At 68.5% G+C, this 11,804-nt stretch carries 11 protein-coding genes and 1 riboswitch; of the genes, 9 read left to right on the forward strand and 2 right to left on the reverse strand.

Annotation, left to right across the window (positions count from 1 at the left end):
* The first annotated feature begins 46 nt into the window (after positions 1–46).
* The 3 genes from ctaD to C1I97_RS20680 all read left to right on the forward strand — a co-directional run bounded on the left by ctaD (position 47) and on the right by C1I97_RS20680 (position 3,556).
* A complete protein-coding gene (gene ctaD, locus C1I97_RS20670; protein ID WP_111004709.1) occupies positions 47–1,783 on the forward strand; it encodes an aa3-type cytochrome oxidase subunit I in 1,737 nt (578 codons plus the stop codon).
* On the forward strand, positions 1,780–2,178 hold the full coding sequence (locus C1I97_RS20675) for a cytochrome c oxidase subunit 4 (protein ID WP_111004710.1): 399 nt from the start codon (positions 1,780–1,782) through the stop codon (positions 2,176–2,178). The genes ctaD and C1I97_RS20675 overlap by 4 nt, the downstream gene beginning before the upstream one ends.
* A 127-nt stretch (positions 2,179–2,305) precedes the next feature.
* Entirely contained in the window at positions 2,306–3,556 is a 1,251-nt protein-coding gene (locus C1I97_RS20680; RefSeq protein WP_111004711.1) for a L,D-transpeptidase, read from the forward strand.
* Positions 3,557–3,696: 140 nt separating this feature from the next.
* Here the strand turns inward: C1I97_RS20680 and C1I97_RS20685 are convergent, their stop codons facing one another.
* Positions 3,697–4,095, reverse strand: a complete 399-nt coding sequence (locus C1I97_RS20685; protein ID WP_111004712.1) for a response regulator transcription factor — start codon at positions 4,093–4,095, stop codon at positions 3,697–3,699.
* Between the two features lie 210 nt (positions 4,096–4,305).
* Here C1I97_RS20685 and ctaE point away from each other — a divergent pair, with 210 nt between their 5' ends.
* The 6 genes from ctaE (at position 4,306) to C1I97_RS20715 (ending at position 11,432) form a co-directional block, all read left to right on the forward strand.
* Positions 4,306–4,917 carry an aa3-type cytochrome oxidase subunit III gene (gene ctaE / locus C1I97_RS20690; protein WP_111004713.1) on the forward strand — a complete coding sequence of 204 codons (612 nt, stop codon included), beginning with the start codon at positions 4,306–4,308 and terminating at the stop codon, positions 4,915–4,917.
* A gap of 62 nt (positions 4,918–4,979) precedes the next feature.
* On the forward strand, positions 4,980–5,789 hold the full coding sequence (gene qcrC / locus C1I97_RS20695; protein WP_111004714.1) for a cytochrome bc1 complex diheme cytochrome c subunit: 810 nt from the start codon (positions 4,980–4,982) through the stop codon (positions 5,787–5,789).
* Positions 5,786–6,853 carry a cytochrome bc1 complex Rieske iron-sulfur subunit gene (gene qcrA / locus C1I97_RS20700; protein ID WP_111004715.1) on the forward strand — a complete coding sequence of 356 codons (1,068 nt, stop codon included), beginning with the start codon at positions 5,786–5,788 and terminating at the stop codon, positions 6,851–6,853. The genes qcrC and qcrA overlap by 4 nt, the downstream gene beginning before the upstream one ends.
* Positions 6,850–8,487 (forward strand): cytochrome bc1 complex cytochrome b subunit, encoded by a 1,638-nt coding sequence (gene qcrB, locus C1I97_RS20705; RefSeq protein WP_111004716.1) that lies wholly within the window; start codon positions 6,850–6,852, stop codon positions 8,485–8,487. The genes qcrA and qcrB overlap by 4 nt, the downstream gene beginning before the upstream one ends.
* 148 nt (positions 8,488–8,635) lie before the next feature.
* Complete coding sequence (gene trpD, locus C1I97_RS20710; RefSeq protein WP_111004717.1) at positions 8,636–9,700, forward strand: anthranilate phosphoribosyltransferase; 1,065 nt, start codon at positions 8,636–8,638, stop codon at positions 9,698–9,700.
* Positions 9,701–9,785: 85 nt separating this feature from the next.
* Positions 9,786–9,902, forward strand: a riboswitch (SAM riboswitch).
* 189 nt (positions 9,903–10,091) lie between these two features.
* On the forward strand, positions 10,092–11,432 hold the full coding sequence (locus tag C1I97_RS20715; protein WP_111004718.1) for an aminotransferase class V-fold PLP-dependent enzyme: 1,341 nt from the start codon (positions 10,092–10,094) through the stop codon (positions 11,430–11,432).
* Positions 11,433–11,457: 25 nt separating this feature from the next.
* On the opposite strand, the gene C1I97_RS20720 is transcribed toward C1I97_RS20715, so the two are convergent.
* On the reverse strand, positions 11,458–11,739 hold the full coding sequence (locus C1I97_RS20720; protein ID WP_073952588.1) for an Lrp/AsnC family transcriptional regulator: 282 nt from the start codon (positions 11,737–11,739) through the stop codon (positions 11,458–11,460).
* Positions 11,740–11,804: the final 65 nt, after the last annotated feature.

Genomic DNA, 11,804 nt, shown 5'->3' on the forward strand with positions numbered 1-11,804 from the left:
GCATCGCGCAGACGAGCCACGAGAAGAACCGGGAGACGAAGAAGCTGTGAGCATCCTCAACGAACCTCAGGGTGCCGCGGCAGCTGAAATCTCTTACGAGAGCGAGCTGCCGGTCCGGCGCAAGCAACCGGGCAACGTCGTGGTGAAGTGGCTGACGACCACGGACCACAAGACGATCGGAACGCTGTATCTGGCGACGTCGTTCGCGTTCTTCTGCATCGGTGGCGTGATGGCGCTGCTCATGCGCGCCGAGCTGGCCCGGCCGGGCCTGCAGGTGATGTCGAACGAGCAGTTCAACCAGGCGTTCACGATGCACGGCACGATCATGCTGCTGATGTTCGCGACGCCGCTGTTCGCCGGCTTCGCGAACTGGATCATGCCGCTGCAGATCGGCGCGCCCGACGTGGCCTTCCCGCGTCTGAACATGCTGGCCTACTGGCTGTACCTGATCGGCTCGCTCATCGCGGTGAGCGGCTTCCTCACCCCGCAGGGCGCACCCGACTTCGGCTGGACCGGCTACACGCCGCTGTCGGACGCGGTGCACACGCCGGGTCTGGGCGGTGACCTGTGGGTCATGGGTCTGGCCCTGCAGGGCTTCGGCACCATCCTCGGCTCGGTCAACTTCATCACCACGATCATCTGCATGCGTGCCCCGGGCATGACCATGTTCCGCATGCCGATCTTCACCTGGAACGTGCTGCTGACCGGCGTGCTGGTCCTGCTGGCCTTCCCCGTGCTCGCCGCCGCACTGCTGGCGCTGGAGGCGGACCGCAAGTTCGGCGCCCAGATCTTCGAGGCGTCCAACGGCGGTGCGCTGCTGTGGCAGCACCTGTTCTGGTTCTTCGGGCACCCCGAGGTCTACATCATCGCGCTGCCGTTCTTCGGCATCGTCAGTGAGATCGTCCCGGTCTTCTCCCGCAAGCCGATCTTCGGCTACATGGGGCTGATCGGCGCGACCATCGCCATCGCCGGCCTGTCGGTGACGGTGTGGGCGCACCACATGTACGCGACCGGCGGCGTGCTGCTGCCGTTCTTCTCCTTCATGACCTTCCTGATCGCGGTCCCGACCGGGGTGAAGTTCTTCAACTGGGTCGGCACCATGTGGAAGGGCTCGCTGTCCTTCGAGACGCCGATGCTGTGGTCGGTCGGCTTCCTGGTCACCTTCCTCTTCGGCGGTCTGACCGGTGTCATCCTGGCATCGCCGCCGCTGGACTTCCACGTCACGGACTCGTACTTCGTGGTGGCGCACTTCCACTACGTCGTCTTCGGCACCGTGGTCTTCGCGATGTTCGCCGGCTTCCACTTCTGGTGGCCGAAGTTCACCGGCAAGATGCTCGACGAGCGTCTGGGCAAGATCACCTTCTGGCTGCTGTTCATCGGCTTCCACGGCACCTTCCTGGTCCAGCACTGGCTGGGTGTCGAGGGCATGCCGCGCCGGTACGCCGACTACCTCGCGGCCGACGGCTTCACCGCGCTGAACACGGTGTCGACGATCTTCTCCTTCCTGCTCGGCCTGTCGATCCTGCCGTTCTTCTACAACATCTGGAAGACGGCCAAGTACGGCAAGAAGGTCGAGGTCGACGACCCGTGGGGCTACGGCCGTTCGCTGGAGTGGGCGACCTCCTGCCCGCCGCCGCGGCACAACTTCCTCACCCTGCCGCGGATCCGCAGTGAATCCCCGGCGTTCGACCTGCACCACCCGGAGATCGCCGCGCTCGACCAGCTCGAGAACGTCGGTCAGGGCGAGAAGGCCCTCGCTGGCGGCAAGGAGGCCGGCAAGTGAAGATCCAGGGCAAGATGTTCATGTGGCTGAGCGTCTTCCTGCTCATCACCGCCATCGTCTATGGCGTGTGGTCGAAGGAGGCGGTCGGCACGACGGCCCTCTTCATGGCCTTCGGCCTGGCCATCATGATCGGCTTCTACCTGGGCTTCACCGCCCAGCGGGTCGACGCGGGTGCCCAGGACAACAAGGAGGCCGACGTCGCGGACGACGCCGGTGAGCTGGGCTTCTTCAGCCCGCACAGCTGGCAGCCCCTCGGTCTCGGCCTCGGCTGGGCGCTGGGCTTCCTCGGCATCGCGGTCGGCTGGTGGCTGCTGTACTTCGCGGTCCCGATCATCCTGATCAGCGTGTGGGGCTGGGTCTTCGAGTACTACCGCGGTGAGAACCGCACCCAGTGACCCTCGTGCAACACCGGTGGCCCGGACACTCCTGACGGAGTGTCCGGGCCGCTGCGTTTGCCGGGGGAGGTCACCCGCATGGACGATTCATCGTGCCGGAGCCGACGGAGCTTCCTAGCGTGACCTCATGAGCACCACTCCGTACACCGGCGGCACCGTCCGTGTCCTGCTGGCAGTCGCCCTGGGGGCGACCGTCACCGCCTGCGGCGCGGACGGCAACCCGCTGGCCGCCACTCCGTACGACGCGGCGGACCAGATCTCCTTCAGCGGCCCCAAGGAGGTCGGCAGGAAGGCCGACCCGGGCAAGCCCCTGGAGGTCACCGCCGACGGATCGGACGGGCGGATCACGGACGTCACCGCCGTGGACACCACGGGCCGCTACGTCTCCGGTGAACTCGCCGCCGACGGCAGCCGCTGGCACAGCACCGCACCGCTCGCCGCGGGCGCCCACTACACGGTGACGGTGAGCACGGAGAACGGCAGCGGCGAACCCGGCCGCAAGGTCCTCGCCTTCGACACCAGCAAGCCCGCCGACCCCAAGCGCCTGAACGTCACGTTCGGGCCGCGGGAGGGCACCTACGGCGTCGGGCAGCCCATCACGGCCGAACTGGACCAGCCGGTCACGGACAAGGGGCAGCGGGCCATCGTGGAGCGCGCCCTGAAGGTCGACTCCACGCCCGCCGTGGAGGGCTCCTGGTACTGGGTGAGCGACAAGGAGCTCCACTACCGCCCCCAGTTCTACTGGCCCGCCAACGCCACCATCCAGGTGCGCAGCAACCTGGAGAACATCAAGATCAGCGACCGGCTGTGGGGCGGGGCCGCCAAGCCGTTGAAGATCACCATCGGCGACCGCATCGTGGCGGTCACGGACGCCGCCAAGCACCGGTTGACGGTCTACAAGAACGACGAGGAGATCAAGCAGATCCCCATCACCACCGGCAAGGCCGGTTTCGAGACCCGCAACGGCATCAAGGTCGTCCTGGCCAAGGAGTACTTCGTACGGATGAAGAGCAGCACCGTGGGCATCGCCGCCGGCTCCGCGGACTCCTACGACCTGCCCGTGTACTACGCCACCCGGGTGACCTGGAGCGGCGAGTACGTCCACGCCGCCCCCTGGTCCGTCGGCTCCCAGGGCACGGACAACGTCAGCCACGGCTGCACCGGCATGAGCACCCCCAACGCCAAGTGGTTCTTCGACACCGTCCACGAGGGCGACATCGTCCAGGTCGTCAACTCCACCGGCAAACCGATGGAAACCTTCGACAACGGCTTCGGCGATTGGAACATCCCCTGGCAGAAGTGGCTCCAGGGCAGCGCCCTGACCACAGCGGACACCCCCAAGGCAAACCAGCACAGACTGCGCCCCCAGGGCCTGTAGGGGCCCCACAGAGCCGGTGAACACGGGACGCGCGGGCAGGGGCGCGGGGCTGTGTCGACATGCGGCTCTGCCGCGCGGGCGCGAACGACCGGGGACGGCCCGCAGCCGCAGGACAACGGGCCGTCCCGAGCCACTGGGCGCTAGGCGCTCAGCGCATGCCGCCGAAGCAAGGAAGCCAGCGCGGCGGCGAACTCCACCGGCTCCACCGGCAAGGTGACCGCCGCGTCGGCACGGCTCCACGTCGCCAGCCACGCATCCTGCGGCCGGGCGATCAGCAGCAGCACCGGCGGGCAGCTGAAGATCTCGTCCTTGATCTGCCGGCACATCCCCATGCCACCCATCGGCACGGCCTCGCCGTCCAGGACGCAGACGTCGATCCCGCCCCTGTCCAGCTCCTTGAGCACCGCGGCGGGCGTGGCGCACTCCAGGAACTCCACCACAGGGGCGTCCGGAGCCGGCCGGCGGCCGCAGGCCAACCGCACCTGCTCCCGGGTGTTGGCATCGTCGCTGTAGACCAGCACCGTGGCGGTCGCCTGCATTGTTCCTCCGCGTCGTTGGTCGGGGAAACCCGTCGGGAACCGTCGGGAACTCACGGGTACCGATGGCGCGGATGCTACCCCTTCCCACCCATGGTCGACAGCGCCTGGAACAGCCCTTCGGTGGGCCGTACGGGCATGGCACATCCCCCGGACACTCCGAACAGCACCCCCCGGGGTGAGGGCGAGATAAGCGACCGACATAATGTCGGCGTGGCGACAGCAACGACAGTAGAAACCGGGCACGCGCACCCGTCGGTCAACCGACCGAACCTCACCAGCGTCGGAACCATCATCTGGCTGAGTTCCGAGCTGATGTTCTTCGCGGCCCTCTTCGCGATGTATTTCACCCTGCGTTCGGTGACGGGTCCGACGCACTGGAAGGACATGGCGGGCGCTCTCGACGTCCCCTTCTCGTCGGTGAACACCACGATCCTGGTGCTCTCCTCACTCACCTGCCAGCTCGGCGTCTTCGCCGCCGAGCGCGGTGACGTGAAGAAGCTCCGGATGTGGTTCATCGTCACCTTCATCATGGGATCGATCTTCATCGGTGGCCAGATCTACGAGTACACCGCGCTGGTGGCGGAGCACGGGATCTCCATCTCCTCCGACCCCTACGGCTCGGTGTTCTACCTGACCACCGGCTTCCACGGCCTGCACGTGCTGGGCGGCCTCTTCGCCTTCCTGCTGGTGCTCGGCCGTACCTACGCAGCCCGGAGGTTCACCCACGAGCAGGCGACCGCGGCCATCGTCGTGTCCTACTACTGGCACTTCGTCGATGTCGTCTGGATCGGACTCTTCGCCACGATCTACTTGATCCAGTAGCCGACGAGCCGATCCAAGTCCGCAAGCATCGACGCAGAGAAGATCCTGACACCGGGGTAATCGTGAAAAAGCTCTCCGCACGACGACGCCATCCGCTGGCGGCGGTCGTCGTCCTACTCTTCGCGCTGGCGGCCACTGGGGGGCTGTACACCGCGTTCGCACCCGCGAGCAAGGCAAAGGCCGACGACACCGCCCAGTCCCTCGCCATCGAAGAGGGCAAGAAGCTCTACCTGGTCGGCTGCGCCAGCTGCCACGGCACCGGTGGTGAGGGCACCACCGACGGTCCCAGCCTGGTGGGCGTGGGCGCCGCGGCGGTCGACTTCCAGGTGGGCACCGGCCGTATGCCGGCCCAGCAGCCGGGCGCGCAGATCCCGCGCAAGAGGGCCAAGTACAACCAGGCCCAGATCGACCAGATGGCCGCGTACATCGCCTCGCTCGGCGCCGGCCCGGCCGTGCCGGCGGCGAACCAGTACAATCCTGCGGGGGCGGACGCCGCCAAGGGCGGTGAACTGTTCCGCAACAACTGCGCCCAGTGCCACAACTTCACCGGCAAGGGCGGCGCGCTGACACACGGCAAGTACGCCCCGGAGCTGCAGGGTGTGAGCAACAAGCACATCTACGAGGCCATGCTGACCGGCCCGCAGAACATGCCGTCCTTCCCCGACACCACGATGCCGGAGCAGCACAAGAAGGACATCATCGCGTACCTCAACGAGGTCAACGGTGAGAAGAGCGCGACCCCGGGCGGTTTGGACCTGGGCGGTATCGGACCGGTCAGTGAGGGTCTGTTCGCCTGGATCTTCGGGCTGGGTTCCCTGATCGCGGTCGCCGTCTGGGTCGCCGCTCGGACCGCAAAGGCCAAGAAGTCATGAGTAGCCAAGACATTCCTGAAGAGAACCTGCCCGCAGAGCGGGCCGCCCACGAGCGCGGGCGCGGCGCGGTCTCCGTGGCGGACGAGCGGCATCCGTTCGCCGACCCGGGCCTGCCGCCCCACGAGCAACGGATCCAGGACGTCGACGAGCGGGCCGCCAAGCGGTCCGAGCGCACCGTCGCCCTGCTGTTCACGGTGTCGATGCTGGCCACCATCGGCTTCATCGCCTCGTACGTGACGATCCCGGTCGACACGATGGCCCACATCTTCCCGTTCGGGCGCATCAGCGCGCTGAACTTCGCGCTGGGCCTGACGCTGGGCGTGGCGCTGTTCGCGATCGGCGCGGGCGCGGTCCACTGGGCCCGCACCCTGATGTCCGACGTGGAGGTCGCCGACGAGCGTCACCCGATCGAGGCGTCCCCCGAGACCCGTGCCAAGGTCCACGCGGACTTCAAGCAGGGTGCCAAGGAGTCGGCGATCGGCCGTCGCAAGCTGATCCGCAACACGATGCTCGGCGCGCTCACCCTGGTGCCGCTGTCCGGCGTCGTGCTGCTGCGCGACCTGGGCCCGCTGCCCGGGACCAGCCTGCGCCACACGCTGTGGGCCAAGGGCAAGCGTCTCGTCAACATGAACACCAACCTGCCGCTGCGTCCCGAGGACGTCGCGGTCGGCTCGCTCACCTTCGCCATGCCCGACGGGCTGAAGGAGACGGACGAGAACTTCCAGAGCGAGATCGCCAAGGCCGCCCTGATGATCGTCCGGCTCGAGCCGCGCGACATCAAGGACAAGCGTGAGCTCGACTGGGGGCACGAGGGCATCATCGCCTTCTCGAAGATCTGCACCCACGTGGGCTGCCCGATCTCCCTGTACGAGCAGCAGACGCACCACGCCCTGTGCCCGTGCCACCAGTCCACCTTCGACCTCTCCGACGGTGCCCGAGTGATCTTCGGCCCCGCCGGCCACGCCCTGCCGCAGCTGCGCATCGGCGTGGACAGCGAGGGTTACCTCCAGGCGCTCGGCGACTTCGAGGAGCCCGTCGGTCCTGCATTCTGGGAGCGCGGATGAGTACAACAGCAGCGAACAAGTCCCGCTCGCGCGGGGAGTCGCCGGCCGGTGAGAGGCTCGCCGACTGGGCCGACGGCCGGCTCGGGATCTACTCCCTGGCCAAGGCCAACATGCGGAAGATCTTCCCCGACCACTGGTCGTTCATGTTGGGTGAGGTCTGCCTCTACAGCTTCATCATCATCATCCTCACGGGTGTCTACCTGACGCTGTTCTTCCACCCGTCGATGAACGAGGTGGTGTACCACGGGTCGTACGTCCCGCTGCAGGGACAGCTGATGAGCGAGGCCTTCAGCTCGACCCTGAACATCTCCTTCGACGTGCGCGGTGGTCTGCTCATCCGGCAGATCCACCACTGGGCCGCGCTGATCTTCCTGGCCGGCATGTTCGTGCACATGATGCGCGTGTTCTTCACCGGCGCGTTCCGCAAGCCGCGTGAGGTCAACTGGCTGTTCGGCTTCCTGCTGTTCGTCCTGGGCATGTTCACCGGTTTCACCGGTTACTCGCTCCCGGACGACCTGCTCTCCGGCACCGGTGTCCGCTTCATGGAGGGCGCGATCCTGTCCGTGCCGGTCGTCGGCACGTACCTGTCGTTCTTCCTCTTCGGCGGCGAGTTCCCCGGCCACGACTTCGTGGCCCGGTTCTACTCGATCCACATCCTGCTGCTGCCGGGCATCATGCTGGGCCTGATCGTGGCCCACCTGATCCTGGTCTTCTACCACAAGCACACGCAGTTCGCGGGCCCCGGGAAGACCAACAACAACGTGGTCGGCATGCCGCTGCTGCCGGTCTACATGGCCAAGGCCGGAGGCTTCTTCTTCCTGGTCTTCGGTGTCATCGCGGTCATCTCGGCGATCGCGGAGATCAACGCGGTCTGGACCCTCGGTCCCTACCGTCCGGACATGGTGTCCACGAACGCCCAGCCCGACTGGTACATGGGCTTCTCCGAGGGCCTCATCCGCGTGATGCCGGGCTGGGAGATCAACTTCTGGGGTCACACGCTCGTCCTGGGTGTGTTCATCCCGCTGATGATCTTCCCGCTGGTCCTGGTGTCGATCGCGGTCTACCCGTTCATCGAGGCCTGGATCACCGGTGACAAGCGCGAGCACCATATCCTGGACCGCCCGCGCAACGCCCCGACCCGTACCGCCTTCGGCGCGGCGTGGATCTCCTGGTACTTCGTGCTGCTGGTCGGTGGCGGAAACGACCTGTGGGCCACGCACTTCCACCTGTCGATCAACGCGATCACCTGGTTCGTGCGGATCGGCTTCTTCCTCGTGCCGGCCGTCGTGTTCGTCGTCACCAAGCGGATCTGCCTCGGCCTGCAGCGCCGCGACAAGGAGAAGGTGCTGCACGGTCGCGAGACCGGCATCATCAAGCGCCTGCCGCACGGTGAGTTCATCGAGGTCCACGAGCCGCTCAGCCAGGAGCAGCTCTACACCCTCACGGCGCACCAGCAGTACGAGCCGGCCGAGATCGGCCCGACGGTCGACGAGAACGGCGTCGAGCGCAAGATGGGTGTCAAGCAGAAGCTGCGCGCCAAGCTCAGCAATGCGTACTACGGCGAGGACAGCCAGGTCCAGAAGCCGACCGTCGAGGAGTACAAGGAGATCACGAGCGGCCACGGCCACCACTGATCACTGACCGCTGAGCGTCGCCACGCCACGGTCGAGAGGCCCCGTCCGAACCCCGGACGGGGCCTCTCGCCGTGCGCGGGGCTGGATAGGGTGGAACCTGTTCGAGACTTGCGTCCCGCAGTACGGGACTCCGACCCAGGAGCGGCTTATGAGCGCTGTGACCCCCGCTGGAGGCGACACCGCGGCGGGCCGTTCCTGGCCCGTCCTGCTGAACGGCCTGCTGGAGGGCCGGGACCTCACCGCCGACGAGACCGCCTGGGCGATGGACCTGATCATGCGCGGCGAGGCGACCGAAGCGCAGATCGCCGGGTTCGTGGTGGCCCTGCGGGCCAAGGGCGAGACGGTGGAGGAGATCACCGGTCTGGTCCGCGCGATGTACGAGCACGCGAACGTGATCGAGGTGCCGGGCGAGACCGTCGACATCGTCGGCACGGGCGGCGACGGCGCGAAGACGGTGAACATCTCCACGATGTCCTCGATCGTCGTGGCCGGCACGGGTGCCCGTGTCGTCAAGCACGGCAACCGGGCCGCGTCCTCCGCGTCCGGCGCCTCCGACGTGCTGGAGAAGCTCGGCGTCAATCTGGAGCTGACCCCGCGGCGGGTGGCCGAGGTCGCCCGGGAGGCCGGGATCACCTTCTGCTTCGCCGTCAAGTTCCACCCGGCGCTGCGCCACGCCGGCGCCGCACGCGGCCAGCTGGCCATCCGCACGGTGTTCAACGTGCTCGGCCCGCTGACCAACCCGGCCAGGGTGCGGGCCCAGGCCGTCGGCGTCGCGGACCCGCGCATGGCGCCGGTCGTCGCCGGAGTCTTCGCCGAGCGCGGCCACTCCTCCCTGGTCTTCCGGGGCGACGACGGCCTGGACGAGCTCACCACGACCTCCACCTCCCGGGTGTGGATCGTCCGGGACGGCAAGGTCACCGAGGAGACCTTCGACCCGCGCGACGTCGGCATCGAGCCGGCGCCCGTGGACGCCCTGCGCGGCGCGGACGCCTCCTACAACGCCGAGGTCGCCCGGCGCCTGCTGGACGGTGAGAAGGGGCCCGTACGGGACGCCGTCCTGCTGAACTCGGCGGCGGCGCTGGTGGCGCTGCACCCGGGCCCGGGCACGCTCGCCGAGCAGCTGAGGGCCGGCATGGACCGCGCCGCGGAGTCGATCGACTCCGGGGCGGCCAAGCGCACGCTGGAACGCTGGGTGGCGGCCAGCAACGCCTGACACACGGCCGCTTCGACGCGGGGCGCGGTCCACGATCCGGACCGCGCCTTGCGCGTCGGGGATCGTGTGGCAGGATGCTGGAACAGGTCATGAGTGACAGCCATGTGGCCCCGGCCGGCTGTCCGGCAACCCTCCGTCCGTGGCGGGGTGCCCCGGGTGAGGACCAGGCCGTGGACAGCGAGGTCCGCGGCAAGCGCGGACCCCTCGCACGCTTCTCGAATGAGCGTGGGGCCAGGGGTCCTGGTCGTACGAGGGAGAGTCTTCCGTGAGCAAGCGAATGCGCTAGGGCGTAGAGCCCCGCCTCCGCACCCCCTTTTCACCTCTCTCCGCGCTCGAGCCGCGCCGTGCCTGCTCGCGTGGTGATTCCGCCTGCCTCCACGGGAGTCCACCCATGTCCGTCTCCACCGTCGCCGTCGACCAGCAGTCCGTTTGCGCCCCTCTGCCCGTTCTGGGAAGCGATGTCACCGTCCCGCTCGTCACCGGCGGTGAGGCCGCCTACGCCGCGCTCGACTACGCGGCCAGCGCACCCGCCCTCCAGCGGGTCTGGGACGACGTGGCGGCGTACGCGCCGTACTACGGCAGCGTGCACCGCGGCGCCGGCCACCTCTCCCAGCTCTCCACCGAGCTGTTCGAGAACGCCCGGAAGACGGTCGCCGGGTTCCTCGACTGCCGCGGCACCGACCAGGTGGTCTTCACCCGGTCCACCACCGACTCCCTGAACCTCCTGGCCCGCGCGCTCCCGGCCGGCTGCCAGGTCTTCGTCTTCGAGACCGAGCACCACGCCTCCCTGCTGCCCTGGCAGCACGCGCAGGTCACCTTCCTCGACGCCCCGCGCACCCCGCAGCAGGCCGTACGGACCCTGGAACTGGCCCTGGCCGACCGCGACCCCTACGGCCCGGCCCTGGTCTGCGTCACCGGCGCCTCCAACGTCACCGGCGAGCTGTGGCCCGTACGGGAACTGGCCGCCGCCGCGCACGCACACGGCGCCCGGATCGTCCTGGACGCCGCCCAGCTCGCCCCGCACCACCCGGTGTCGGTCCGCGACCTGGACGTCGACTGGGTCGCCTTCTCGGGCCACAAGCTGTACGCCCCCTTCGGCGCGGGCGTGCTGGCCGGCCGCGCCGACTGGCTGCGCGAGGCCGAGCCGTACCTGGCGGGCGGCGGCGCGAGCCGCAGGGTCGCGCGGCGCGCCGACGGGGGAGTGGACGTCCAGTGGCACGACAGCGAGGCCCGCCACGAGGCCGGCTCCCCGAACGTCATCGGCGCCTACGCCATCGCCTCCGCCTGCAGGGCGCTGACCGAGGCCGGCTTCGACACGCTGGTCGCCCGCGAGCAGCACCTGATCCGCACGGTCCGCGAGGGCCTGGCCGGGATCCCGGAGGTGAGGATCCTGTCCCTCTTCGGCGCCGACGCCCCGCGGGTCGGCGTGATCTCCTTCGTGGTCGCGGGCTGGAACAGCTCCCACTTCGCCGCCGCGCTCTCCGCCGAGTACGGCATCGGCGTCCGCGACGGCCTCTTCTGCGCCCACCCCCTGCTCCACACGCTGCTGGGCAGCGACCCGCGGACCCGGGGCGAGTGCGGCACCGCCGACGCCGCCGTCCGCGTCAGCTTCGGCGCGGGCACCCCCGACGAGCACGTCGAGCGCTTCGTGACGGCGGTGCGGGAACTGGTCGCACACGGCGCGAGGTGGACCTACCGCACGGAGAACGGCCGCTGCGTCCCCTCGGTCTGACCCGGGGGACCTCCGTGGGGCGGCGTCAGGAGTCGAGGCCGATCGCGAACGCCGCCTCCAGGTCGTGCTGGGAGTACGTCCGGAAAGCAACGTGCGTGTCCGTGGCCTCCACCCCCGGGATCTTGCTGATCCGTCCCGGGATGACCTCCGCCAGGTCCTCGTGCTGCCGCACCCGCACCATGGCGATCAGGTCGTACGTCCCGGTCACGGAGAACACCTCGCTCACGCTGTCCAGCGAAGCGATCCGCTCGGCGATCTCGGGGATCCGGTCCACGCTGGTCTTGATGAGGACGATCGCGGTGATCACGGCTGTTTCTCTCCCTCGGGGGCCGGAGCAGGGACGGCCCTCACTCTAGCCCGCCCGTCTCCCAC

It is taken from the genome of Streptomyces sp. NTH33, assembly GCF_003236365.1.
Taxonomy (GTDB): domain Bacteria; phylum Actinomycetota; class Actinomycetes; order Streptomycetales; family Streptomycetaceae; genus Streptomyces.

Bases quoted from the DNA above. Each gene is read 5' to 3' on its own strand.
- C1I97_RS20680 (WP_111004711.1), top strand. From the start codon at position 2,306: ATGAGCACCACTCCGTACACCGGCGGCACCGTCCGTGTCCTGCTGGCA.
- C1I97_RS20685 (WP_111004712.1), bottom strand. From the start codon at position 4,095: ATGCAGGCGACCGCCACGGTGCTGGTCTACAGCGACGATGCCAACACC.
- qcrA (WP_111004715.1), top strand. From the start codon at position 5,786: ATGAGTAGCCAAGACATTCCTGAAGAGAACCTGCCCGCAGAGCGGGCC.
- qcrB (WP_111004716.1), top strand. From the start codon at position 6,850: ATGAGTACAACAGCAGCGAACAAGTCCCGCTCGCGCGGGGAGTCGCCG.
- trpD (WP_111004717.1), top strand. From the start codon at position 8,636: ATGAGCGCTGTGACCCCCGCTGGAGGCGACACCGCGGCGGGCCGTTCC.
- C1I97_RS20715 (WP_111004718.1), top strand. From the start codon at position 10,092: ATGTCCGTCTCCACCGTCGCCGTCGACCAGCAGTCCGTTTGCGCCCCT.